We start from the raw sequence: 24,469 nt of genomic DNA on the forward strand, positions 1-24,469 counted from the left end.
CAGCTCCAGGGACTCCGTCTTCCGTGCCACGCAGGGGAGTTAGAGTCGCCCCATGACGCCTTCCACCTCGTCGGGAGCCTCCCCGGGGGCCTCCTCCGCGCCGCCGCCGTCCTCCCGTGGCTCGCTCGCGGGCGCCGGCTGGGAGGCTCAGGAACCGGGCACGTACTCCGCGTTGATGCCGCCGCGGGTGTCGAACCTGTCGTGGCTGAACCCGGCGACGCTGTGGAAGGCGCGCAACGGCCCGCTCGCCGCGCTGCTGGGCGACCCGACCGGGGACCGGCGCCGCCAGTGGGTGCGCGGGCAGATCGAGCGCGGCGCCGCGGGCGAGGACCTGCTGATCGAGCGGGACGACCCCGACACCTTCTCCTTCCTCCTGCTCGGCGACACCGGCGAGGGCGACGCCCCGCAGTACGCCGTCGTCCCCGGCCTGCTGAAGGCCGGGGCGGGCACCCGTTACGCGGTGCTGTGCAGCGACGTGCTCTACCCGGTGGGCAGCGCCGACGAGTACGGCACGAAGTTCTTCCGGCCCTACCGCGACTACGACGCGCCGATCTACCCGATACCCGGCAACCACGACTGGTACGACGGCCTCACCGGCTTCATGCGGGTCTTCTGCGACGCCCCGGAGCCCCCGGCCCCGCCCCGCCCGCGGTTCGGGTCGGCGGCGTGGTGGCGGTCCCTGCTGTGGCGGTCGCCCGCGGCGGTCGACGAGGAGCGGCTCGCGCGGGCCCGCCGGATGCGGGACCGGCCCGCGCAGGCCGCCCGGTGCCCCGGGCCGTACTGGGCCATGGACTCCGGGCCGCTGCGGATCATCGGGATAGACACCGGGCTGCTCGGCCGGATCGACCGCGAGCAGGGCGAGTGGCTCGCCCGGGTGGCGAGCGGGCCCCGGCCGAAGATCCTGGTGACCGGCTCCCCGCTCTACGTCGACGGCGAGCACCACCCCTGTCCCATCGAGGGCGGCGGCACCGTCGACGCCATCGTGCGCGACCCGCGGAACCGCTTCGTCGCGGCGATAGGCGGCGACATCCACAACTACCAGCACTACCCGGTCGACGTGGACGGGCGGCGCATCGAGTACGTCGTCTCGGGCGGCGGCGGCGCCTTCATGCACGCCACCCACACCATCCCCCCGGTCACCGTGGGCGGCGTGACGGAGGACCGGTTCCGCTGCTACCCGCTGCGCGCGGACTCGCTGGCCTTCTACAGCCGCCTGTACGGCCGCCGGCTGCGGCTGCCGAAGCTGTTCGACCTGACGCCGGACCAGGCGGCCGCCGTGATCGCCGCCCGCCTGGGCCTCACCCCCGTCCGCACGGCGGCGGGCGCCGAGGTGACCTGGCGCACCCGCTTCGTGGCCGCGGTGCTCGGCGTGGCCTCCCGCCCCGGCCGCAGGCGCCGGCTGCGGCTGCCGGTGCGGCGCATGCTGACCCGCGTGCTGTCACCGGGCTCGGCCACCTTCAGCCCGCCGTTCTTCAAGAGCTTCCTGCGCCTGGACGTGACCCCCACGGCGGTCCGCGTCCGCTGCTTCGCCGCGACAGGACTGCGCCCCCACGAGCTGGAACCGCCGGTCGAGGACGACTTCACCATCCCGCTCACCTGAGGCCCGCGGCAGCAGCCGGCCGGACACCGCCCTGCCGCCCGGCGACGGCTGCCCGGCGGCTACGGCCGGTCCGGCGGGACGGTGCCGACGGCCACGACGTTGCCCTCGCTGATGTAGGCGTCGGGGGAGCGCAGCGGGTGGCCGGGGTGGTCCGGGGTCAGCAGGGGGGCCCAGGTCCGTTCCGGGAGGCCGCTGTCGAGGGCCTGGCGGGCGACGCTCGCCGTGGCCAGGCCGTAGAAGTGGGCGGCCGCCGGGGTGAGCGGCGCGTAGTGCTCGATCAGCAGGGTCTGCTGGCGGACGCCGGTCAGGCCCGCCCGGCGCAGCCACAGATGCAGGTCCCGGGTGCGCAGCAGCTGGTGGGCGTAGCCGGGGACCCGGGCGGCGTGCCGGAAGAAGTCGGTGAGCTGGAAGGGGTCGCCGGGGCGGAGGGTGAGGAGCGCGGCGTCGAGGTCCTTGACGGCGACGACCCCGCCCGGGCGCACCACCCGCCGGAACTCGGCCAGTGCGCGCGGCAGTTCGCCGTCGTCGAGGTACTGGACGGTGTTGGCGCACCACACGGCGTCGAAGGTGCCGTCGGGGTAGGGCAGGTCGAGGACGTCGCCGGTCCGGACGTCGACCGGCGGCGCGCCGCTCCCGCCCGGCAGCTCCTGCCGCGCCCGGCGCCCGGCGAGCGCGGCGTTCTCCGGCGCGAGGTCCACCGCCGACACCCTGCCCTGCGGGCCGACGCGTTCGGCCAGCAGCGGCAGGAAGGTGCCGCTGCCGCACCCGGCGTCCAGCACGTGCCAGCCGCGGTGCACCCCGGCCAGGTCCAGGGCGGTGCGGTAGGCGCCGGCGCACGCCGCGAAGTGCGCGTCCACGATGTTCCCGGTGCTGAAGCCCAGACCGGTGGAGGCGGTGTGGCCCCATGCCGCGTGGTCGTCGGTCAGCACGGCAGGTCCTCCGGGTGGACGGTGACGAGGGGGCGGTGGGCCGTGCCGGGGACGGGGACGCGGGTGGTGCCCGCGACCTCGTCGAGCAGGTCGGCGAGCAGCCCGGTCAGGGTGTGCGGGGTCTCCAGCGGCGGCAGGTGGCCCGAGGTGGGTACCACGGCCAGCCGTGCGCCGGGGAGGCTGCGTGCGGTCGCCTCCGCCTCCCCGACCGTGACGAGGCCGTCCTCCTCGCCCACGGCGACCAGCGCGGGCACCGCCAGAGCGGCCAGGTGCGGCCCGGAGTCCGGGCGTTCGGCGGCGGCGCGCTGGGCCCAGGCGACGGACGCGGGCGGCGCGGCCGCCCCGGCGGCCCGCAGCTCCGCCGCGACCGCGGGCCGGCGGTCCCGCGTGGTGGGGCCGAAGAGCCGGCCGGCCGCCGCCGCGGCCCAGGCGGGCGCGGCGGCGGGATCGGCCATGGCGGCCGCGAACGCCAGCCGGCCCTCGCGTGCCGCCGCGTCGTCCGCCGCGGCCCGCGTGGAGACCAGCCCCAGGCCGAGCACGCGGTCCGGCCAGCGCCGGGCGAAAGCCATGGCCACGTACCCGCCCATCGACACCCCGGCCAGGACCGCCCGCTCCACGCCGCGGCCGTCCATGGCACGGCGCAGGTCGTCCGCGAGCACGTCGACGGAGGGCGGCTCCGCGCCCAGCGGCGTGCCGCCGAACCCGCGCTGGTGCGGGGCGAGCACCCGGTGCCCGCGCCCGGCCAGGGCGTGCTGCTGGGCCCGCCACATCGTGGCGTCGAGCGCGAGGGCGTGCAGCAGCACCACCGGCGGCCGGGCCCCGGCGCCGGATCGGGGCGCGGTCACCGGGCCGGCTCCGCGGCCGCCGTGCGGCGGGCCTCGGCGTTCTCGGCGTCCCGCACGAAGCGGGCCACGTGGCCGGGCAACGGGGTGCCGCGGAGCCAGGCCAGGGCGACGGGACCCGGCGGGAGGCCGTGGACGGGCAGCACCTCGATCCCCGCGGGGACGGCCGTGGCCAGCGACAGGAAGGAGAGGTGGACGGCGTCGCCGGCGAGGAGGACGTCCGCCATGGCCCGCACCGTCGTCATGGGGTGGACGCGGCGGATCGGACGCCCGGACGGGGCCGTGCGGGGCACCACCTCGTCCCACACCTCGGGCGGGAAGTCCGCGGGGCAGCGGAAGTCCGGGAAGTCGGCGACGTCCTCCAGGGTGAGGGCGCCGCGGCGGGTCAGCGGGTGGTGCGCGCCCACCGCCACGGCCCGCGGGTCGTGCCACACCGGGCGGCTGACCTCCAGATCGGGCGTCCGCGGCAGGTACTTGACGACCATGAGGTCCGTCTGCCCGGCACGCAGCGCGGTGAAGGGGTCGTCCACCTCGAACGGGAGCCACCGCACGGCGTCCGCGGGCCATCCCGCTCCCGCCACGATCCGGTCGGCCATGGTGTGGGAGGCGTGCAGCCCGCAGCGGATCGGGGGGTGTTCCGCGCGGGCACGGTCCGCGCGCGCGGACGGGGCGGAGGTGGTCACAGGCGTTCTCCTCGGGTCAGGGCGGCCCACGCGCGCAGGCGGGGCGGGGCGGAGGTGCCGTGGGAGGGCGGTTCCTCGGCGTCGACGCGCAGCGCGTCGAAGTGGGCGCGCAGCCCGCCGAGCGACGGGACGTGGTGCAGGACGAGCCGGTCGCCGGGTTCGACGAGTCCGTCGAGCACCGCCTCGACCAGCAGGTGGTGGGTGTGCACCAGCAGGCGGGGGAGCGGCGTGCGCGCCGTGGCGACGTAGAGCTGCCGGCGCAGCGGCGCCCGGCGGGCCGGCCGGGCGGCGTCGGGGACGCGCACCGGGGTGGGCGGGATCGCCGGGGCCCCGCCGGAGGCGCGCAGCGTCTTGAGCAGCCGGCGCAGCGGCGCGGTCGCGGCCGGCGGCCCCGGTGCGCACCACGCGACGGACCCGTCGGGGGACAGGTGGTGGAAGTCGAAGCGGCGCTGGAGGCGGCGTGGGTCACCGGCCAGGAAGACGGTGCGGGTCAGCGAGCGGCGCCAGGCCGCGACGCGCTCGGCGTCCGGGCGGGACTGCAGCGACAGGCCGAACGCGCAGGCCTGCGCGACCCAGCGGGCGGGCGCGTAACTGCGCACCACCGCGACGGCGTGCGCGCTGCGCGGGTCGCGCTCGTCCTCCTCCGCGAGGGCGTCCGCGGCGCGCAGCAGCCGCTCCAGATCCGCGTCGGCGCCGTCCAGCAGGTCCGGGCGGGCCCGGTGCAGCCGGGCCGCGGCCGCGCGCCGCAGCTCCTCCTGGCCGAGCACCCCGGCCGTCCCGACCGGCGTCACAGGAACACCTCCCGCAGGGTGTCCGGGGGCAGCCGGGTGGGGCGCCGCCCCAGCAGGCCGGAGGTGAGCCGGTAGGCGTCGACGTGGGCGTGGCCGCGCCGGTGACGGCCGATCAGCTCGGCCGCCGGGGCGCCGGGGGCCCCGCCGGCGTCCAGGATCCGCCGGGCCCGCCGGACCTGCTGGACGAGGAGCCCGGCGCGGAAGGACTCCTGCTGCCCCGGTCCGAGGCAGGCCAGGAAGTACAGCCGCGCCCCGAGGGCGACGGCGGCGCGGTCGTGGCCGGACAGCAGGGCGTCCAGCAGCGCCCCGGCGTGCAGGCCGTGCCAGCCGCCCTCGCGGGCCGAGCGGATCCGCCCGTCGATCGGCACCCGCCCCACCGCCACCCGGTGCACCGCCGGGCCGCGCGCCTGGAGCACGCGCTGGAGGAGCTGGTAGTCCGCGTCGAGGTCCGGGTCGTACAGCAGCACGACCTCGTCGTAGCGGCCGGCCAGCGGGAGCAGGTCGCGCAGGGCGCACGCCAGGTAGTTGGGCCGCCCGTCGGCGGTCACGATCTGCCGCAGCGGCAGGCCCTGGGCGGTCAGGTCGAGGTAGACCGGCCCGCCCATGGGGCGCTGGTCCAGGCACAGCCCGTCGGCGGCGAGGAGGCCGAGGGCGTCGTCCAGGGCGAGGCCCGGCGGCTGGTGGGCCGTCAGGCCCGGGTCGTGCATGCCCAGCCGGGCGTAGTGCCGCTGCCACAGCTCCAGCACCCGCAGCGCCGCCGGGTGGGTCCACCCCTGGTGCTCGACGGCGTCGGCGTAGGGGCGCAGGGCCGCGGCGGGCGCGCGCCGCCCCTCCTGCCGGAAGCGCACGTACAGCGCGCCGATGCCCTCCTCGTCCATGGCGCCGAAGTCGGCGTCCCCCACCGCGCGGTCCAGGAACTCCCAGAACCCCAGGGTCTGCTCGGTGGGGTGGTAGGCGGTGTGGCTGTAGCGGAGCGCGGCGTCGGCCACCTGGCCGGTCGCCCGGTACATCACGTCCGCCCACAGCAGGCCCTTCAGGTGCGAGGGCGTGAGCGGCTTGGACGGGGTGACGGTCACGGGAGCGATGAGCACGCGCGGCCTGCGGGGCGCCGCCGGGGCGGCCGGGCCCGCCGGCCGGGCGGTCGCGGCGGCGGTGGTCGGCGCCGTCATGCCCGGGCTCCTGCCGCGGGACGCTCCCGGCTGCCGGCCACGGCCCGTACGCGCGCGGCCAGGGCGTCGCCGGCGAACGCCCGCTGCGGGGTGTCGAGGCTCATCAGCGTACGGGTGAGGGCCCGCCACACCGTGCCGTCCACGGCGGCCGCCGCCGCGAGTTCGCCCGCGGTCACCCCGGGCAGCCCGAACGCGGGCGAGCCGGCGGCCGGGATCCCGGCGGTCCAGGCGGCGGTGCGCGACCGGTCGGCGGCGGCCGCGTGCTCGAACCACGGGCGCAGCGCGGTCTCGGCCAGCCGCCCGGCGGCGGCGCGCTGCGCGGCGTCCACCCCGGGGTGGGTGTCCAGCAGCCCGGCCAGCGCGAAGGCGTGGGAGAACGCCAGTGACATGCCGCGCCCGAAGATCGGGTCGGTGACCACCGCCGCGTCGCCCACCGGGTAGAGCCCGGCCACCGGCGGGCGGACGGCCGCGGCGCGGAGCACGTTCGGCGGGCAGGTGAGCGCGTGCACGGCGGAGACGGGCTCGGCGGCGCCGGGCGCGAGCCACGGGCCCAGGAAGGGGCTCGCGGCCGCCACCCGGGTGAAGTCCCCGGCGTCGCGCAGCCGTCCCAGGGTGCGGTCGGCGGGCAGGGTGCCCAGCGCGACGGTGAAGGTCGCCCCGTCGCCGGGGTGCAGGACCGCGGCGTAGCCGTCCCAGATCCCCCCGGCGGCGTTGCCCCGGTTGAGCGCGCCGGGCGGCTGCGCGGATGTGCGCCGGTACAGCCGGGAGAAGCTGGTGATCGCCGAGCGCTCGACGCGGTCCGCGGGCAGCGGGATCCCGGCCGCCGCCAGCCAGCGGCGGGCGGCGCCCCTGCGGCCGGTGGCGTCGACGACCAGGTCGGCCCGCACCTCCTCGCCGCCCAGCCGCACCCCGCGCACCCGCCCGTCGTCGGCCAGCACGCCGGTGACGGGGCGGCCGTGCCGTACGCGGACACCCGGCAGGGCCGCGACGTGCCGGTGCAGGACCTGTTCGAAGACGGTCCGGCGGCACGCGAGGCCGATCAGGTCCGGGTCGGCGACCGGCGGGCCGCCGCGCGGGGCCGCCCGGGTCAGGTCCAGGAGCGTGGCACCGGCCGCCAGCAGCTCCTGCAGCAGCTCCGGGGCCCTGTCCCGCAGCAGGCAGGTGCCGAGCGAGGTGAAGGTGTGCGCGTGCAGGGCCTGCGGTACGGCCGCGCGCCGCCATTCTCCGGGTCCGTCCGGCGGTGGCGGTGTCGCCTCCAGGACGTCGACCCGGTGCCCCCGGGCAGCGAACGCGAGCGCGGCGGCCAGCCCCGCGACGCTTCCTCCGGCCACGACGACGCGCATCAGCGTTTCGCACCGTGGACGAAGAACACCCGGCGGACTGGCCCGGCGGCGCGCGGCGGCACCGGGTCGGGCCAGCGGCCGTAGTCGGCGGCCCCCTCGCCGGGCTGCGTCGCCGTCACGTCGAAGCCGTGGCGCGCGAAGAGCCGCTCGGGCTCGTCCTCGCCGAACAGCCAGGGGCAGCCCCAGCCCTCGAACACCTCCAGCAGGCCCCGCATGCCGGGCAGCGTCAGCGCGGCGCGGTTCACGATGTCCGCGACGATCCGGCTGCCCGGGGCCATCAGCGCGGCCACCCGGCCGAGCATGCGGTGCGCGTCCGCCTCGGGGATGTAGTAGAGCAGGCCCTCCAGCAGCCACACGGAGGGGGCCGCCGGGTCGTACCCGGCGGCGGTCAGGCGGCTCTCCCAGTCCGGGGAGGTCAGGTCCACGGCCACCGCGTGGTGGTCGGCCCGGGGCGTGGCCAGGCCCGCGAGGCGCCCGCGCTTGTACGCGAGCACCGCGGGGCGGTCGACCTCGAAGTACCTGACGCCGCTCGGCCAGTCCAGCCGGTAGGCGCGCGAGTCCATCCCCGCGGGGGCGAGCACGACCTGCCGCAGGCCCTGCCGGTGTGCGGCGTCCTGGAGGAGGTCGTCGAACAGCCGGGTGCGGATCGCGTTGTAGTCGGGGGTGCTGGGCAGCGTCCGCTCGGCGTCCTGCGGGAAGGTCACCGCCCGGATCTCCGCGAGGAGCTGGGGGCCGAGGTCGCCGCAGAGCGCGGCCGCGTACGGGTCGTCGTAGATGCGGTCGGGGCGCCGGCTCTCGGCCGCCCGCAGCGCGGCGGTGAGCAGGGCGGTGCGCTCGACGGCGTCCAGTGCGGTGTCGGCGGGGGAGTGGGGGGCGTGGCCGGGGAGCCGGGTCTGCTGGTGCATCATTCACCTCGGTCGGCGGGAGCGTGGCCGGGGGCGGTCAGCCGGTCCCACTGCCGGCTGTCCTGGCGGAAGAGACGGTCCTTGACCTGCGTCGGGCGGGTGCCCCCGGCGACGGCGGCGAGCCAGTCGCGGTCGAAGGCGTCGCCGTCCAGGAGGGTGACCCGCGCGGGGGCCAGGCGGGCCGCCTCCCGGGCCGACCGGTAGCCCGCGGAGCCGTGCCGCAGTTCCTCGTCGAGGCGTTCGCCGAAGCGGTGCAGCTCGTCCTCGCTCCACGGGCCTGCCGGGGCCAGGGCGAAGCGGTAGCCGGGGCGCCCGGTGCCCGGGTCCGGCTCCACGCGGCAGGCGGCGTTGCGCACGGCGAGCCCGCCCGCCGCCGCGGCGCCGCCCAGCGCCCTGATCACCTGCGCGTCGCGCAGCCGCTCGCCCGCCGCGTCCGAGCGCGTGGCCCGGCCGGCGTACTCCAGCCGGGGGACGCCGCCGACCCGGTCCACGACCCGGACCACGTCGCCGACGGCGTAGCGGTACAGGCCGCCGACGTGGCTGAAGACGACGTGGTAGTCGTGGCCCACGTCGAGCTGCCGCACGTCCCACGTGGGGGTCTCGGGGCCGATGTCCTCGTCGGCGTCGGCGAATTCCAGGACGGAGGCGGTCACGACGGGGCTTCCCGCGGTGGGGTGCCGGTCCAGCGCGGTGCCGACCGGGCCCTCGGAGGCGGCCACCGGCGCGGGCAGGGCCGTCACCCCGGTCCCGTACTCCTCGCGCAGCCGCGGCAGGTACAGGCTCGCCATGCCGGTGGTCCAGCAGAACAGCGCCCGCATCCGCGGCCACACGACGGCCGGCCGCGGTTCCCCCGCGCGGTGCGCCGCCCGCTCCAGCTCCGCCGCGCGCTGCGGGTTGGGGTCGCGGGCGGGGACGCCGGCGACGGTGCCGTCGCGGATGTCGCGCAGCAGCCGCGGCCACCACAGGCGCAGCTGGAAGGGCAGGGCGGCGACCATCGCCGGGTTGATCCCGATCACCAGCCGCACGTCGCTCTCCATGGCCAGCCGCAGCCGGGCGTACATCTTGCCCTCGTGGTCGTCCGCGGCGAGCGGGACCGGGAGCGTCCCCCAGGGGGCGAAGGAGCCCGGCTCGGCCGCCAGCGGCTCGCCGAACCGCTCCCCGAAGTCGACCTGGCTGGCGCCGACGTGGGGCCGGCCGTCGGCGAGCGTCGGCGGGGCCGCCAGCGGGTCGTGCTTGAGGTTGAGCACGGCGTCCGGGCGGTCGAGCACCTCGGGGAAGTGCTCCAGCAGGGGAGCCCAGGCGGCGAAGTAGAACGGCAGGAAGGTGGTGCGCACGAAGGCCGGTGTCACCGGGATCTTCTTGTGCGCGCCCGTACTGCCGCTGCTGGTGAACCACACCGCGGGCGGATCGGCGCTCAGCACGTCCGCCTCGCCCGCCGCGGCCCGTTCGATCCAGGGCGCCAGGTCGGCGTAGGCGTGGATCGGGACGGCCTTGCGGAAGTCGTCGAGCGAGCGGATCCGCCGGAAACCGTGGGCGGTGCCGAAGCGGGTGCCGGCGTTGAGGTCGAGCAGGTCCCGGAGCACCTTGCGCTGGTGGGCGGCCGGGTCGGCGAGGGCGTCGCGCAGCCGGGCCCGTTCGGCGAAGACCCGTGCGCGGTAGCGGGCGTTGCGGTCGTGGAAGGCGGTGGGGTCAGGCGCGGACATCGGCGAGTGCCTCCTTGATCCGGTGGGCGGTGACCGACGGGTCGCCGATCGCGGGAAGGCGCCGCAGCGGCAGGTGGCGGACCTCCTCGCGCATCAGCCTGCGCAGGTCGCTCTGGTAGTCCTCGAAGGCGGGCCGGACCGGGGAGGCACCGTAGAACTCCAGCGCGTTGAGGCCGGCGCCGCGGCCGCAGCGCTCCCAGGCCGTGGCGGGCGGCACGTCCAGCTCGATGACGCGGTGCGGCTGCGGGTAGGAGCGCCACCAGGCGAACAGCGGGCTCTCCTGGGCGCCGGCCAGCCGGCACTTGGCGAGGAACTTGTAGTAATAGGAGTCCATGATCACCGGTCGCCCGGGATCGCAGCGGCGCAGCTGGTCGCGCAGGTGCACCACCGCCGCGTGGAACAGCGCGGCCAGGAAGTCCGGGGTGTAGTCGCCCCCGACGTGCGGCAGCAGCCCCCCGGCGAGCCGGCGCAGCTGGCCGACCTGGAGGTGCCGCGGGCCGAGGAACCCCTCGTCGGTCGACAGCACCTGCACCGCGGGATCCGCCGCCGCCAGGGCGCCGAGGACGGTCGACTTGCCGGCGAAGTCACCGCCGATGAGGACGGTGAAGTCCGGCGGCCCCGGCGGCTCCGCGGGCCCCTGCGGCCCGGTCCGGTCAGGGCGGGGGTGTGCGCCCCGCCGTGGACCGGTGCTCCTGCAGCTTTCCTGAATGCCCGTCATGGCTCAGCTCCAAGGCTCGCATCACGTCCTCGGCGACCTGGTCCGGTTCCAGGCCGTCGGTGTCGATCACCACCCGGGCCACCGCGGTGTACAGGGGGCGCCGCAGGTCCGCCAGCGCGCGCCACCGGCCGAGCGGGTCGTCCGCCAGCAGCGGCCGGGCGCCGCCGCGCCGCAACCGGCCGAGGGCGGTCCCGGGCCCCATCGACAGGAACGCCACCGGCCGGCCGGCCAGCCTCGCGCGGGTCCGCGCGCGCAGCACCGCCCCGCCGCCGAGCGAGAGCACCCCCGGGTGCTCGGCGAGGGCGGCGGCCACCGCGCGCTCCTCCACCTCCCGCAGGTACTCCTCGCCCTCGCCGGCGAAGATCTCCGCGACCGGGCGGCCCTCGGCGGCCGCGACGTCCGCGTCGGTGTCGCGGCACGGCAGGCCGAGCCGCGCGGCAAGGAGCGCGCCGACGGTGGTCTTCCCGACCCCCGTCGGCCCCACCAGGACGACCCGCGGGCCGCCCATCAGCGCACCGCGAGACGTGCGAGGAAGGCCGCGGCGTTGCGCCGGGTCTCGGCGACGCTGTCGCCGCCGAACTTCTCCACCACGGCGTCCGCGAGCACCAGCGCGACGACCGCCTCGGCGACGATCCCGGCGGCCGGCACCGCGCAGACGTCGCTGCGCTGGTGGTGGGCCCGGGCGGCCTCACCGGTGGACACGTCCACGGTGGCCAGCGCGCGCGGGACGGTGGCGATCGGCTTCATCGCGGCGCGCACCCGCAGGGTCTCGCCGGTGGACACGCCGCCCTCGGTGCCTCCCGAGCGGCCGGACCTGCGCCGGATGCCGCCGGGGCCGGGCTCGATCTCGTCGTGGGCCAGGGAGCCGCGCACCCGGGCGAGACCGAAGCCGTCGCCGACCTCGACCCCCTTGATCGCCTGCACCCCCATCAGGGCGGCGGCCAGCCGGGCGTCCAGCCGCCGGTCCCAGTGGGTGTGCGAGCCCAGGCCCACCGGGACGCCGTAGGCCAGGACCTCCACCACGCCGCCCAGGGTGTCGCCGTCCTTGCGGGCCCGTTCGATCTCCTCGACCATCGCCGCGGAGGCGGCGGCGTCCAGGCACCGCACGGGGTCGGCGTCCAGCCGGTCCTGGTCGGCGGGCAGCGGGACGACGCCGTACGGGCTCTCCGCCCCGCCGAGCCCGACCACGTGCGAGACCAGCTCGACGCCGACGGTCTCCGCCAGGAAGGAGCGCGCGGCGGCGCCCAGCGCGACCCGGGCGGCGGTCTCGCGTGCCGAGGCGCGCTCCAGGACCGGGCGGGCCTCGGTGAAGCCGTACTTCTGCATGCCGGCCAGGTCGGCGTGGCCGGGCCGGGGGCGGGTCAGCGGGGCGTTGCGGGCCAGCCCGGCGAGGATCTGCGGGTCGACCGGATCGGCCGCCATGACCTGCTCCCACTTGGGCCACTCGGTGTTCCCGACCATGACGGCGACCGGCGAGCCGAGCGTCAGCCCGTGCCGTACCCCGCCGAGCAGGGTCACCGTGTCCTGCTCGAACGCCATCCGGGCGCCCCGGCCGTGACCGAGCCGGCGGCGGGCGAGGGCGGCGGTGACCATCTCCGTGGTCAGCGGGGTGCCCGCGGGCAGCCCCTCCAGCGTCGCGACCAGGGCCGGGCCGTGGGATTCGCCGGCGGTGAGCCAGCGCAGTCGGTTCATGCGGTGCTCCTCGGTCGCGCCCCGGCCCGCTCCCCGCCGCCCGCGGCACCGGGCGCGGGCCGGGCCGGGCCGCCGCGGTGCGGGTACATCTCGGCCACCAGGAAGGCCAGGTCCAGGGACTGGCTGTGGTTCAGGCGCGGGTCGCAGGCGGTCTCGTAGCGCCGGTGCAGGTCGCCGACGAAGACCTCGGCGCCACCGCCGACGCACTCCGTGACGTCGTCGCCGGTCAGCTCGACGTGGATGCCGCCGGGATGGGTGCCGAGCGCCCGGTGCACCTCGAAGAAGCCCCTGACCTCGTCGAGGACGTCGTCGAAGCTCCGGGTCTTGTGACCGGAGGGGGCCTCGTAGGTGTTGCCGTGCATGGGGTCGCTCACCCACGCCACGGTCAGGCCGGAGGCGGTGACCTTCTCCACCAGTTCGGGGAGCCGGTCGCGGATCCGCTTCGCGCCCATGCGGACGACGAAGGTCAGCCGGCCCGGCTCACGGTCCGGGTCGAGGCGCTCGGCGTACTGCAGCGCCTCGTCCACGGTCGTGGACGGGCCCAGCTTGACGGCGACCGGATTGCGGATCCGCGCGGCGAACGCGATGTGCGCGCCGTCCAGCTGCCGGGTCCGCTCGCCGATCCACAGCATGTGGCCCGAGACGTCGTACAGCTCGCCGGTACGCGAGTCCACCCGGGTCAGCGCGCGCTCGTAGTCCAGCAGCAGCGCCTCGTGGGAGGCGAAGAACTCGACCTTGTCGAACTCCTCCGGGCTCGCCCCGCACGCGTGGATGAAGCTCAGTGCGCTGTCGATCTCGCGGGCCAGCCGCTCGTAGCGCTCCCCGGAGGGGGAGGACGCCACGAAGTCCCGGTTCCAGGCGTGCACCTGGCGCAGGTCGGCGAAGCCGCCGGTGGACAGGGCGCGTACGAGGTTGAGCGTCGCCGCCGAGGAGTGGTACATGCGCCGCAGCCGGGCGGGGTCGGGCGTACGGGACCGGCCGGTGAAGGCGAGCCCGTTGACGGCGTCGCCGCGGTAGCTCGGCAGCGTCACCCCGTCGCGCGTCTCGTACGCGCTGGAGCGCGGTTTGGCGTACTGCCCGGCGATCCGGCCGACCTTCACCACCGGTACCCGTGCCGCGTACGTCAGCACGGCGCTCATCTGGAGCAGCGTCTTGAGCTTGTTGCGGATCTGGTCGGCGGACACCGCCGCGAAGGTCTCCGCGCAGTCGCCGCCCTGGAGGAGGAAGGCCTCCCCGCGGGCGACGGCCGCCATGCGCTCGCGCAGCCGGTCGCACTCCCCGGCGAAGACGAGCGGCGGACAGGCCTCCAGGTCGGCGACCACCTCGCGCAGGGCCTGCGGGTCGGGGTAGTCGGGCTGCTGCGCCGCGGGCAGGCCGCGCCGGGCGGGCAGCGCCGGCACCGGGCCCTCCGGGTTCGCTTGCATGACGGGTTCTCCTGGGGCGCGGGAAGAGGACCGGGGTCGGCCGGCGGTCCGGGGGACGCCCTGGGCACGTCTCCCCGGGCCGGGCCTGGCGGGTACGGCTGCCGCACCCGCGGTGGCGCACTGGTCAGGGGGCATGGGGGGACGCTCCCGCGGCAGCCGTCTGCGGGGTGCGGCGGGCGCCGGAGAGCCCGAGCCCGTGGTGGATGCCGAGGGTCGCCTCGGGCCGGTTGAGGGTGATGAAGTGCAGTCCCGGGGCGCCCTGGTCCAGCAGCCGCGCGGCCAGGGCGGTCGCGTGGGCGACCCCGATACGGTGCCCCTCGGCCGCGTCGTCGCCCGCGTCCTCCAGGCGGCGGGCCAGGTCCCCGGGGAAGGCCGCGCCGCTCAGCTCGGCGAAGCGCGCGATCTGCCGGTAGCGGGTGGCGGGCATGATCGCGGGGATGACGGGGACGGTGCAGCCGGCCGCGTCGAGCCGGTCGCGGAGTCTGAAGTAGTCCTCGGCGTCGAAGAACATCTGCGTGACGGCGAAGTCGGCTCCCGCCCGCACCTTGGCCGCGAAGTGCCGGATGTCCTCCTCCCAGTCGCGCGAGCGCGGGTGCCGTTCGGGGAAGGCCGCCACCCCGATGCCGAAGTCGCCCGACTCCCGTACCAGGCGGACCAGTTCGGCGGCGTGGCGGACGCCCTCGGGGTGCGCGGTCCAGGGGCCCTGCGGGTCGGACGGCGGGTCGCCGCGCACCACGAGGAGGTCGAGCACCCCCGCCTGCGCGTACTGCCCGACGACCCGGCGCAGCTCCGCGACCGAGTGCCCCACCGCGGTGAGGTGGCCCAGGACCGGGAGCGTCGTCTCCTGCGCCAGCCGCTCGGCGAGTGCGAGGGTGCGGTCCCGCGAACTGCCGCCGGCCCCGTAGGTGACGGAGACGAACGCCGGGCGCAGCGCCTCCAGCGCACGGACGGTGCGCCACAGCGCGGTGGCGCCCTGCGGGGTCCCCGGCGGGAAGACCTCGAACGAGAGGACCGGGCCGCGGCCGGCCAGCGCACGGCGCACCCCGCCCGGGGGCCGGCGGCCGGCCGTCATGTGCGCACCCCGACCCGGCCGAGGCAGGCCGCCAGCTCCTCGGCGCACCGCGGACCGTAGACGTCACCGCACTGCGCCAGCAGCTCGCCGGTGCGCACCCGGTACTCCTGCGACCCGACGGAGCGCAGCACGGCCGCGGCCACCGCGCAGCCGAGCTGGGCGGCCCGCAGCGGCCCGGCCCCCCAGGCGACGGCGGCCAGGAAGCCGGCGCGGAAACCGTCGCCGACCCCGGTGGGATCGGCCGGCCGCGCGACGGGCACCGCCCTGATCTCGGCGGGCGGCTCGCCCCGCCGCCGGATGCGGCAGCCCTTCCCGCCCAGCGTCGTGACCCAGACGCCGACCCGGTCGAGGACGTCCGCGGCCGACCACCCGGTCTTGTGCAGCAGCAGGGTGCTCTCGTACTCGTTGGTGAAGAGGTACTCCGCCCCGGAGACCAGCTCCTGGACGGCCTCGGCGGTGAGCCGGGCGAGCTGCTGCGAGGGGTCGGCCGCGAAGGGCAGACCGGCCGCCCGGCAGTCCTGCGTGTGCCGGATCATCGCCTCCGGGTCGTTCGCCCCGATCAGCACCAGGTCCACCCCGGCGGCCGAGGCGAGGGCCCGCAGGTCGATCACGGCCGCCTCGCTCATCGCACCGGCGTAGAAGGTGGCGATCTGGTTGCCGGCCTCGTCGGTCGTGCACATGAACCGCGCGGTGTGGCGGGTCGCCGACACGTGGACGGCGCTGATGTCCACGCCGTGCCCGGCGAGCCGGGCCCCGTAGTCCGCGAAGTCGGCTCCCGCCGCACCGACGAGGAGCGGGGCGAGCCCCAGCTGCCCGAGGCCGAAGGCGATGTTGGCGGCGACGCCCCCGTGCCGGACGTGCAGCTCGTCGGCCAGGAAGGACAGGGACACGTGGTCCAGCTCCTCCGGTACGAGCTGGTCGGTGAACCGGCCCGGGAAGTGCGTCAGATGGTCCGTGGCGATCGAACCGGTGACCGCTATGCGCATCTCAACCTCCGGTTGCCGTCTGCGGTGCCCGCGCCGTGCCGGGCCGGCGGGTCACAGGACCACCCGCACCCCGTAGCGGCGCATCCAGCCGTCGAGCTGGAGAGCCCGCGGGAGGACGGGGGGCGGGGTGAACGCGCCGTTGAACCAGTCCTTGTTGTCGACCATGGCGCGCAGGGCCCCGGCGTCCAGCAGGTCCATGGCGGGCGAGCCGGGGTCGCCGATCATCGCCGACACCGCCTCGCGCACCGAGTCGAGGTACGCCGAGCTCTTCCCTACGGGGAAGCCGCTCTTGGGCCGGTGCACGACCTCGGCGGGCAGCAGGTCCTCCACCGCGCTGCGCAGCAGGCCCTTCTCCTGGCCGCCCAGCCGCTTGACCTCCCAGGGCACGTTCCACACGTAGTCCACCAGGCGGTGGTCGCAGAACGGGACCCGGACCTCCAGCCCGTTGGCCATGCTCATCCGGTCCTTGCGGTCGAGCAGGAAGGGCAGGAAGCGGGTCTGCTGGAGGTAGTACACCTCCCGCATGCGCCGGTCCGTCCCCGTCTCGCCCTCCAGCCGGGGCACTTCCGCCAGCGCCTCCCGGTAGCGGTTGTCGAGGCGCTCGTGCAGGTCCAGGCTCTGCCGCAGCTGCGCGGACAGCACCGCGTTGCGGTCCTGGACGCCGGCCGACCAGGGGAAGCCGTCCGTCGGCTGCCGGGCCTCGCCGGCGAACCACGGGTAGCCGCCGAAGGCGTCGTCGGCGCCCTCCCCGGACAGCGCCACCGTCAGATGCCGGCGGACGTCGCGGAAGAGCAGGTACAGCGACGCGTCGAGGTCCCCGACGCCGGGGACGTCGCGGGCCGCCAGCGTGGTCCCGGACACGCCGAGCAGCGAGGCGGGCTCCACGAGCACCTCGGTGTGCTTGGTGCCCAGGTGCCCCACCACCGCCTGGACGAACGGCGCGTCCCGGGAGACGTGCAGCGCGTCCGCGGTGAACTCCTCCTCGCTGCCGGCGAAGTCGACGGAGTAGGTGGCCAGCGGCTCCGCGCCCGCCGCGGCGAGGGCGCCGGCGCCCAGCGCGGTGATGGCGCTGGAGTCGATGCCGCCGGACAGCAGGGCGCCCAGCGGCACGTCGGCCTCGGTCTGCTCGGCGACGGCCCGGCCCAGCAGCTCCCGCACCCGGGCGACGGTGGTCGGTACGTCGTCCTCGTGCGGGGCGCTGCGCAGCTGCCAGTAGCGGTGCACCCGGGTGCCGCCGGCCTCGAAGGCCAGCAGGTGGCCGGGCCGGACCTCGCGCATGCTGCTGAAGACCGCGTCCCCGGGGCGCTTGGCGGCCACCGTGAACACGTCCACCAGTCCCTCGGCGTCGACCTCGGCCGCGACCAGCCCGCTGGCGAGCAGCGCCTTCGGCTCGGAGCCGAAGACCACCCCGGTGGCGTGCTCGGCGTAGTAGAGGGGTTTGATGCCCAGCGGGTCGCGGGCCAGCAGCAGCTTCTGCCGGGCGACGTCCCACAGGGCGAAGGCGAACATCCCGGCGAACCGGGTGACGGCGTCCTCCCCCCACGCGTCGTAGGCGGCCAGCAGCACCTCGGTGTCCGTGCCGGTCCGGAAGCGGTGGCCGCGCGCGGCCAGCTCGCCGCGCAGCTGCCGGAAGTTGTGGATCTCACCGCTGAAGGTGACGACCGCCGTCTCCCGTCCGTCGTCCGGGCTGTACGCCGGCATCGGCTGCTGCCCGTGCTCGACGTCGATCACCGCGAGCCGGCGGTGGCCCAGCCCGATGCGTGCGGAGGTCCACGCGCCCGCGCCGTCGGGGCCGCGCAGCGCGAGGGTCTCGGTCATCCGGGAGAGCACGCCGGCCTGGCCGGACACGTCGCGCTCCCAGTCCAGCCAGCCTGTGATGCCGCACATGTCGAAGGCTCCTTAACGCGGGGATGCGGGGGCCAGGTCGGCCAGGGTGGTCTCCACGACGCCGCGGATCGGCGCGGGCAGCCGGTCCCAGTTGCGCGCGTCGTTCAGGTCGAGGACGCGGGACAGCTTCCACCCCAGGTACTGGCCCAGGGAGGCCAGCGGAGGCAGCTTCTCCACCGCGCGCAGCACCAGGTCGTAACCGGGGAAGAGGGCGCCCAGGCGCTCCGCCGTGCCGCGCGACCAGTCCTCGTCGACGTCCGTGTCGGTGGTCGCCAGGCACACGATCGCGTCGCCGCGGATCACCAGCATGTAGTTGAGCACGGTGGGCCCGCTGTGCTCGGCGGGCCACAGGGCGGCCTCGAAGTCGTTCTGCCGGATGCCGTTGCCCTCCAGGACGATGAGGTCCTGGGAGCGGCCCAGCGTGCGCAGCAGCGGGGTGGCCACCCCGCACGGGCACGGCGTGCCCGGGATCTCCACCAGGTCGCCCGTGCGGTAGCGCAGCAGCGGCCGGGCCGGCATGTCGAGGCTGGTGACGACGAGTTCGCCGCGGTCGGCGCTGCCGTCGATCCGCCGTGTCCCGGAGTCGTCGGTGAGCTCCAGCAGGTAGCTCTGCGTCTGGAGGTGGAGGTTGTTGCGTTCGCAGGTGACCGCGGTCGTGCCGGTCTCCGACGACCCGTAGGACGCGACGTAGGCGGTGGCGCCGGTGAGCCGTTCCAGGTGCCGGACGAAGCCCGGGCCGGTCTGCTCCGCCATCAGCAGGAGCTTGTCGAAGGCCGGGACCGGCTCGTCGTTGCGGTAGGCGAACTGGATCATCTCCAGCAGCCGCGACGGCGGGCCGACGAAAACGTTGACGGAGAGCTCGCGGGTCAGCCGCAGGACGCGGGTGTAGTCGCCCGTGATGTTGTCCACCCACGGCCGCATCGACATGACCTGGAGGTATTCCAGGACCTTCTCGAACTGGTAGGCCGCGGGCGCGAAGGGCGCGTTGATCAGGATCAGGGCGCGGTCGGCGCGGTCCAGGACGCGCGCCCACTGCTCCCCGATGTTGATGGTGTTCACGATCAGGTCGTCCAGCGACTTCGGTGCCGCGACCGGGTTGCCCGTCGTCCCGGACGACTCGTAGTAGTGCAGGAAGTCCGACAGCTCCCGGGTGAAGGCCTGGTGCCCGGCGGAGCTGAGGCTGGTCTTGGGCAGGAACGGAAGCTGCGGGAGGAGTTCCGCGACGACCGTCGCCGGGTCCGCCGCCCGCGCCTTCCTGGCCGCTTCGGCGAGGGGCGCGCGGTCGTACAGCCCGGACTGGAGGGCGGCCTCCAGGGTGGCGGTGAACTTCTCCCCCAGGGCGGCGGGGTCGGCCGTCCCCGCGTGGCTGGCGCGGACGAGTTCCGCGTGGGAGGTGGCAGTGCCGAGGAGAGCCTGCCCGGATCGGGTGTCACGCAGCAGCAGCATCGGAATCCTTGTCAGGGGAGAAACCGGCGGCGCGAGCCAGCTCGCCGTTGAAGATCAGTTCGCTGACGGCGGTGATGTCCGGCTCCATGCGGCGGTCGCCGTCCGCGAACGGCGCATGGGCCCGGATGAGCGCGTGGACGCGCTGGACGGACGGGGCGGCCCGGGAGAGTCCCCGCAGCTCGACGGCCTGGGCCCCGGCCAGCAGCGCGATCGCCGCCACCTCGCCCGTCAGCTCGTTGACCGTGCGGGCGTCACGGGCGGCGATCGTGCCCATGCTCACCTTGTCCTGGTTGTGCGCTTCGGTGGAGCGGGAGAAGACGCTCGCGGGGGACGAGGTCTTGAGCGCCTCGGCGGTCAGCGCGGAGGCGGCGATCTGCATGCCCTTGAAGCCGTGGTGCAGGCCGGCCTCGGCGGCCGCCGAGGGCGGGACGAGGTTGGCCGGCAGCCCGGCGCTGAACTTCGGGTCGACCAGCAGGGCCAGCTGGCGGTCCAGCAGGTCGGCCACGCTTGCCGTGGCGACCTTGAGGCTGTCCATGGCCTGGCCGACGTGCCCGGCGTAGAAGTTGCCGCCGTGGTGCACCCGCTGCTCGTCGGCGGAGAAGAGCGGGTTGTCGGTCGACGCGTTGATCTCGGTGGTGAGCCACTGCTCGACCCAGCTCAGGGTGTCGCGCAGCACTCCGACGACGTGCGGCGCGCACCGGACCGAGTAGTGGTCCTGGATCCGGTGGTCGAGCCGGCGGTAGTCCTCGTGCAGCGGTTCGGTGCTGTCGAGGATCGCCTCGTAGGTCGTGGACAGGCCCGAGCCCGCGGCCAGCCGGCGCAGGTGCGCGGCGGACGTCCGCTGACCGGGGTGCGGCTTGGCGTCGTGGACGAACGCCGCGTAGTGCGAGGTGTTGCCGAGCAGCGCCTCGACGGCGAAGGCGGTGGCGATCTCCGCCGCCCGGGCCAGGCAGGCGGCGTCGTGGGCGGCGATCGCCGCGAAGGCCGCAGTGAAGGACGTGCCGTTGATGAGCGCCAGCCCCTCCTTGGCCTCCAGGGACACCGGCGTGATGCCGGCCTCCCGCTGGGCCACCGCGGCCGGCACGGACTTCTTGCCGAAGCGCACCTCGCCGTCGCCGAGCAGCACGGACGCGATGTAGCACAGCGGCACGAGGTCCCCGCTGGCTCCGAGCGACCCGCGCTCGGGGACGCGCGGGAGGATGTCGGCGTTCAGGTGCTCCAGGAGTTTGCCGATGACCTCGGGGCGGATGCCGGAGTTCCCGCGGGCCAGCGCGTTGGCCCGGATGAGCAGGGTCGCGCGGACCACGTCGGGCGCGGTGTCGGGACCGGTGCCGTTGAGGTGGTAGCGGATCAGGTTGCGCTGGAGCCGGGCGGCCCGCTCGGGGCTGACCTGGCTGGTGACGCTGTCTCCGAAACCGGTGGTCACACCGTAGATCGGCTTGCGTTCGGCGATGAGGGAGTCGCGCAGGCGGACGCTCCGCCGCGCCGCGGCGACCGCCCCGGGACTCAGCGCCGCCGTGACGGCCTTGCCCTCCCGCGGTGGGCGGGCCAGCCGCAGCACGTCACGGAGAGTGAGGGACCGGCCGTCCAGCTCGACTGACGCGCCATCGGGCTGCGCGGACTTCGGGCCATCCCCGGACCCGCTTCGATTCATCATGCCGGTAATCGTCAGCGAGATGCCGCGGCCTGCGCTTCGTCCGCCCGGCCAGTCCGCCCCTGGTCCAAGGGCCAGGGGCGGGCCCCGGATCCCCTTGACATGTCAGCATTTCGGCCGGGATGCGGCGCTTTGGAGGCCGAGGAATCATTGTGAACTCTATAATAAATTCATTGTGTCGCAGATTGTTTGCGGGTTAGCATCTGGCGGTCATTGAGGGAGAAGGCCCGCTGCTGCGCTTCGCCACCGGCGGGTGATCCCCGTGAGGTCGTTACAGGGGGCAACAATGATCGATTTCGCGAACGGTCTTGAAGAACCCATCTGCGTCGTCGCCCCTCGGGGGACGTCGATCCTGGCCGCCGGTATAGCCGCGGCGCTCCGCTCCGTTTCCAGCGTGAAGGTCGTGGGGCCGGCCCAGTTACGGGAGGACGGCCCGGACGGCGGCGCACAGCGGGGGCGCGTCCTCCTCGTGGCGGACGATCCGGCGTCCTCGCCCTCCGAGGTCATCACCAGGAGCCTCGCGGCGGCCGGGGAGCCGAGTCGCCGCTGGCTGAGCGGACTGGCCATGGTGATGCAGGGCGCCTGCGCCCAGCGCATCGTGGAGTACCTCCAGCTCGGGGCGCGCGTCTTCGTGTGCCATGACGCACCGCTCGCCGATCTCCTGGGCGCGGTGCAGGCGGCCGATCGCGGCGAGGTCTTCCTGCCGCACGGAATCGCCGTGCAGATCATCGACAGCGTGCTGCCGCACTTGCCGTTCTTCAGCCCCGGCACTCCCGCGCCGGTCGACAAGCTCACCGGCCGCGAGCGGGAAATCTACTCCCACATGGTCGCCGGCCAGTCGAACGCGGAAATCGCCCTGGCCTGCTATCTGAGCCAGAAGACCGTGAAATTCCACGTCTCCAACATTCTGCGCAAACTCGGGGTCAGGACCCGGCTGCAGGCCGTCGCGCAGGTCCGCCGGCCGGGGTGCGTGGAAGGGCCGGCCGGGCGCGTGCTCGACCTGGCGTGACGGGACCGCGGTCCGGCCGCACGGCCCGGGGCGCGCTGATCGGTTGCCCGGCCGTGCGCCCGTATGGTTCGATGCTTAGCGAACGTTGGAATATGGACTCCTAGACCCGGAGCGCTCCATGACCACGGCTCCACGTACACGGACCACCCGCTCCCGGCTCCCCTCCCTCACCGGGCTGCGCTTCGTCGCGGTGCTCTTCGTCTTCGCGTTCCACGCCTCCCTGGAGGCTCCGTTTTCCCGTACCGGCGCCAACCGGCGGTACGCGGACGTCGTCGCGAACGCCGGCTGGCTGGGCGTCAGCTTCTTCTTCGTGCTGAGCGGCTTCGTCCTCACCTGGTCGGCCCGCCCCCGTGACACCGCGACAGGGTTCTGGCGGCGCCGGGCGGCCAAGATCTACCCCCTGCACATCCTCACCTGGGGCGCCGCCCTCGCCCTCCTGGCCTGGGCCGGCACCGCCGCCACGCCGCACCAGGCGCTACCCAACCTGCTCCTGATCCACGCGTGGTTCCCCACCCGCCCGGTCTTCTCCAGCCTCAACGACGTGACCTGGTCGCTGTCCTGCGAGGTGTTCTTCTACTTCGGCTTCCCGCTGATCCTGCGCGGGGTGCGGCGGATCCGCGCCGGGCACCTGTGGATGTGGGCGGCCGCCACGGCCCTCCTGGTCCCCCTGCTGCCGCTCGTCTCCGAACTGCTCCCGCAGTCGCCGGCGCTGCCGTTCGGCTCCGGCTCGGTGTGGCAGTTCTGGTTCGTCTACGTCCTGCCGGCCAGCCGCCTCCCGGAATTCTGCCTGGGCATCCTCCTGGCCCAGCTGCTGCTGTCCGGGCGGCGCGTCCCGATCGGGGTGCTCCCGGCCGCCGCGCTCGTCCTGGGCGGGTACGCGGTGTCCCTGCAACTGCCGTTCCTGTACGGCCTGACCAGTGTGACCGTGCTGCCCGTCGGGCTGCTCATCGCCGCGGTCGCGCAGCGCGACACCAGCGGGGCGTCCTCGGTCCTCGCCACCCCCACCGCCGTCCGGCTGGGCGAGTGGTCCTTCGCCTTCTACATGGTGCACCGGCTGCTGCTGGTGTTCGGGCACCGGTGGACCGGCGCCGGGCGGACCTGGTCGACGCCCTCGGCGATCGGCATGCTGGCCGCGGCCTTCGCCCTGTCCCTGCTGCTGTCGGGGGCGCTGCACGTGGCCGTCGAACGCCCCGCCGTGCGGTACCTCGGCGGGAAGCGGGCCGCCCCCGCCGCCGTGCCGGAGCCGGAACCGGCGGCACCGCCGGCGGTGCCGTCCTCCGCGGCCCCCGGACCCTCTCCCTCACCCACCGCCTGAAAGGTGGTCGACAGCATGTCCGACGACGCGCTCCTGCCGTACCCGCTCCCGCTCGGACCCCTGAGCGAACCTCCGCAGGAGTACTCCGAACTGCGCGCCCAGTGCCCGGTGACCCGGGTCCGGCTGCCCAGCGGCAGCACCGCACTCATGGTGACCGGCTACGACGAGGTCGAGGCCGCGATGTCCGACCGGCGGCTGTCCCGGGCGGCGCTGCGCGAGCCGGGAGCCGTCCGCACGGTCGCGGGCGAGGACTTCTCCGACAACCCCTACAACCTGCTGAACATGGAAGGGCCCGACCACACCCGGCTGCGCCGGCTCATCTCCCCGGCCTTCACGCCCCGCAAGGCGGAGCGGTGGCGGCCCAGGATCGAGGAGATCGCCCACGAGCTGATCGACCGTCTGGAGGCGGGCCCCCGGCCGGCCGACCTGCACCACGACTTCGCGGCCGTGCTGCCGGTATGGGTGATCTGCGAGATGGTCGGGGCGCCGGTCGAGGACCGCGCCCGGCTCCAGGAGTGGACGGACCGCCTGGTCAGCATCACCGCGCACACCCCGGAGGAGCGCCTCGCGGCGCGCGAGGAGTCCGCCGCCTACGTGGCGGGCCTGATCGCCCGGCACCGCGAGAACCCCGGCAACGACCTGCTCAGCACGCTCATCGCCGCACGCGACGACGACGACCGGCTGGACGAGCGGGAGATGGTCTGGCTCGGCATCAACCTGCTGGTCGCCGGCCACGACACCACGGTCAGCGCCATCTCCCGCAGCCTCTTCCAGCTGCTCCGCCACCCCGACCAGTGGCGCCTGCTCACCGAGAAGCCCGACCTGGTGCCCGCGGCCACCGAGGAACTCCTGCGCTACGCCCCGCCGTCGGAGATCGGCTTCATGCGGATCGCCACCGAGGACGTGGACCTGGCCGGCACGCACATAGCCAGGGGCGAGGGCGTCATCCCGGTGATGCACGCCGCGGGCCGGGACGTCCGGCGCGTCTCCGACCCGGAGACCCTGGACCTGACGCGCAGCGACACCGCCCACCTCGCCTTCGGCCACGGCCACCACTACTGCCCGGGTGCCGGTGTCGCGCGGGTGGAGCTGCAGACGGCCTTCGGCGTCCTCGCGCAGCGGCTCCCCTCGCTGCGCCTGGCGGTGCCGGCCGAGGAGGTGGAGTGGCTGGGCGGGCTGCTGACGCTCCGTCCGAGGGCCATGCCTGTGGTGTGGTGACGCGCTCCCACCCGCCGCCCACCGGGGCGGGGCCGCCGCCGGCCCGCGGCGACCCCGCCCCGCGGCCTCCTGTCCGGCCCCGC

At 75.5% G+C, this 24,469-nt stretch carries 21 protein-coding genes; 4 read left to right on the forward strand and 17 right to left on the reverse strand.

The genetic code is table 11. The features are described 5' to 3' along the window. Positions 1-52: 52 nt before the first annotated feature. Positions 53-1,600, forward strand: coding sequence for a metallophosphoesterase family protein (locus tag ACH4SE_RS12720; protein WP_398543359.1), 1,548 nt, complete (start codon positions 53-55; stop codon positions 1,598-1,600). A 59-nt stretch (positions 1,601-1,659) separates the two neighbouring features. Here the strand turns inward: ACH4SE_RS12720 and ACH4SE_RS12725 are convergent, their stop codons facing one another. The 17 genes from ACH4SE_RS12725 to hutH form a co-directional block, all read right to left on the reverse strand. Beyond that, the gene (locus ACH4SE_RS12725; protein ID WP_398543360.1) at positions 1,660-2,529 is read right to left on the reverse strand and encodes a class I SAM-dependent methyltransferase; all 870 of its coding nucleotides are present in this window, start codon (positions 2,527-2,529) and stop codon (positions 1,660-1,662) included. Then, positions 2,523-3,374, reverse strand: a complete 852-nt coding sequence (locus tag ACH4SE_RS12730; RefSeq protein ID WP_398543361.1) for an alpha/beta fold hydrolase — start codon at positions 3,372-3,374, stop codon at positions 2,523-2,525. The genes ACH4SE_RS12725 and ACH4SE_RS12730 overlap by 7 nt, the downstream gene beginning before the upstream one ends. After that, positions 3,371-4,054, reverse strand: a complete 684-nt coding sequence (locus tag ACH4SE_RS12735; protein WP_398543362.1) for a LysR substrate-binding domain-containing protein — start codon at positions 4,052-4,054, stop codon at positions 3,371-3,373. Before ACH4SE_RS12735 ends, ACH4SE_RS12730 begins: the two co-directional genes overlap by 4 nt. Then, positions 4,051-4,845 (reverse strand): DUF6182 family protein, encoded by a 795-nt coding sequence (locus tag ACH4SE_RS12740; protein ID WP_398543363.1) that lies wholly within the window; start codon positions 4,843-4,845, stop codon positions 4,051-4,053. Before ACH4SE_RS12740 ends, ACH4SE_RS12735 begins: the two co-directional genes overlap by 4 nt. Beyond that, complete coding sequence (locus ACH4SE_RS12745) at positions 4,842-6,014, reverse strand: hypothetical protein (protein WP_398543364.1); 1,173 nt, start codon at positions 6,012-6,014, stop codon at positions 4,842-4,844. Before ACH4SE_RS12745 ends, ACH4SE_RS12740 begins: the two co-directional genes overlap by 4 nt. Then, positions 6,011-7,357 carry a tryptophan 7-halogenase gene (locus ACH4SE_RS12750; protein WP_398543365.1) on the reverse strand — a complete coding sequence of 449 codons (1,347 nt, stop codon included), beginning with the start codon at positions 7,355-7,357 and terminating at the stop codon, positions 6,011-6,013. Before ACH4SE_RS12750 ends, ACH4SE_RS12745 begins: the two co-directional genes overlap by 4 nt. Then, entirely contained in the window at positions 7,357-8,262 is a 906-nt protein-coding gene (locus ACH4SE_RS12755) for a class I SAM-dependent methyltransferase (RefSeq protein WP_398543366.1), read from the reverse strand. Before ACH4SE_RS12755 ends, ACH4SE_RS12750 begins: the two co-directional genes overlap by 1 nt. Next, on the reverse strand, positions 8,262-9,965 hold the full coding sequence (locus tag ACH4SE_RS12760; protein ID WP_398543367.1) for a GH3 auxin-responsive promoter family protein: 1,704 nt from the start codon (positions 9,963-9,965) through the stop codon (positions 8,262-8,264). Before ACH4SE_RS12760 ends, ACH4SE_RS12755 begins: the two co-directional genes overlap by 1 nt. After that, positions 9,952-10,683, reverse strand: a complete 732-nt coding sequence (locus ACH4SE_RS12765) for a hypothetical protein (protein ID WP_398543368.1) — start codon at positions 10,681-10,683, stop codon at positions 9,952-9,954. The genes ACH4SE_RS12760 and ACH4SE_RS12765 overlap by 14 nt, the downstream gene beginning before the upstream one ends. Beyond that, positions 10,619-11,191 (reverse strand): shikimate kinase, encoded by a 573-nt coding sequence (locus tag ACH4SE_RS12770; RefSeq protein ID WP_398543369.1) that lies wholly within the window; start codon positions 11,189-11,191, stop codon positions 10,619-10,621. Before ACH4SE_RS12770 ends, ACH4SE_RS12765 begins: the two co-directional genes overlap by 65 nt. Continuing rightward, positions 11,191-12,375 carry a chorismate synthase gene (gene aroC / locus ACH4SE_RS12775; protein ID WP_398543370.1) on the reverse strand — a complete coding sequence of 395 codons (1,185 nt, stop codon included), beginning with the start codon at positions 12,373-12,375 and terminating at the stop codon, positions 11,191-11,193. Before aroC ends, ACH4SE_RS12770 begins: the two co-directional genes overlap by 1 nt. Next, entirely contained in the window at positions 12,372-13,799 is a 1,428-nt protein-coding gene (locus ACH4SE_RS12780) for a class II 3-deoxy-7-phosphoheptulonate synthase (protein WP_398543371.1), read from the reverse strand. Before ACH4SE_RS12780 ends, aroC begins: the two co-directional genes overlap by 4 nt. Positions 13,800-13,923: 124 nt before the next feature. After that, the gene (metF, locus tag ACH4SE_RS12785) at positions 13,924-14,871 is read right to left on the reverse strand and encodes a methylenetetrahydrofolate reductase [NAD(P)H] (RefSeq protein WP_398543372.1); all 948 of its coding nucleotides are present in this window, start codon (positions 14,869-14,871) and stop codon (positions 13,924-13,926) included. After that, positions 14,868-15,857, reverse strand: coding sequence for a carbohydrate kinase family protein (locus ACH4SE_RS12790; RefSeq protein WP_398543373.1), 990 nt, complete (start codon positions 15,855-15,857; stop codon positions 14,868-14,870). Before ACH4SE_RS12790 ends, metF begins: the two co-directional genes overlap by 4 nt. 51 nt (positions 15,858-15,908) lie before the next feature. Continuing rightward, positions 15,909-17,744: an asparagine synthase (glutamine-hydrolyzing) gene (gene asnB / locus ACH4SE_RS12795; RefSeq protein ID WP_398543374.1), complete on the reverse strand. Its 1,836-nt coding sequence runs from the start codon at positions 17,742-17,744 to the stop codon at positions 15,909-15,911. A gap of 12 nt (positions 17,745-17,756) precedes the next feature. After that, positions 17,757-19,190, reverse strand: a complete 1,434-nt coding sequence (locus ACH4SE_RS12800) for a phenylacetate--CoA ligase family protein (protein ID WP_398543375.1) — start codon at positions 19,188-19,190, stop codon at positions 17,757-17,759. Further along, positions 19,174-20,847, reverse strand: a complete 1,674-nt coding sequence (gene hutH / locus ACH4SE_RS12805) for a histidine ammonia-lyase (RefSeq protein WP_398543376.1) — start codon at positions 20,845-20,847, stop codon at positions 19,174-19,176. The genes ACH4SE_RS12800 and hutH overlap by 17 nt, the downstream gene beginning before the upstream one ends. A gap of 283 nt (positions 20,848-21,130) precedes the next feature. On the opposite strand from hutH, the gene ACH4SE_RS12810 reads away from it, so the two are divergent. The 3 genes from ACH4SE_RS12810 (at position 21,131) to ACH4SE_RS12820 (ending at position 24,386) form a co-directional block, all read left to right on the forward strand. Further along, positions 21,131-21,853, forward strand: coding sequence for a LuxR C-terminal-related transcriptional regulator (locus ACH4SE_RS12810; protein WP_398543377.1), 723 nt, complete (start codon positions 21,131-21,133; stop codon positions 21,851-21,853). 118 nt (positions 21,854-21,971) lie between these two features. Then, positions 21,972-23,168, forward strand: a complete 1,197-nt coding sequence (locus ACH4SE_RS12815; RefSeq protein WP_398543378.1) for an acyltransferase family protein — start codon at positions 21,972-21,974, stop codon at positions 23,166-23,168. A 15-nt stretch (positions 23,169-23,183) separates the two neighbouring features. Then, complete coding sequence (locus ACH4SE_RS12820; protein WP_398543379.1) at positions 23,184-24,386, forward strand: cytochrome P450; 1,203 nt, start codon at positions 23,184-23,186, stop codon at positions 24,384-24,386. Positions 24,387-24,469 lie beyond the last annotated feature (83 nt).

It is taken from the genome of Streptomyces sp. NPDC020983 (assembly GCF_044333485.1).
Classification (GTDB): domain Bacteria; phylum Actinomycetota; class Actinomycetes; order Streptomycetales; family Streptomycetaceae; genus Actinacidiphila.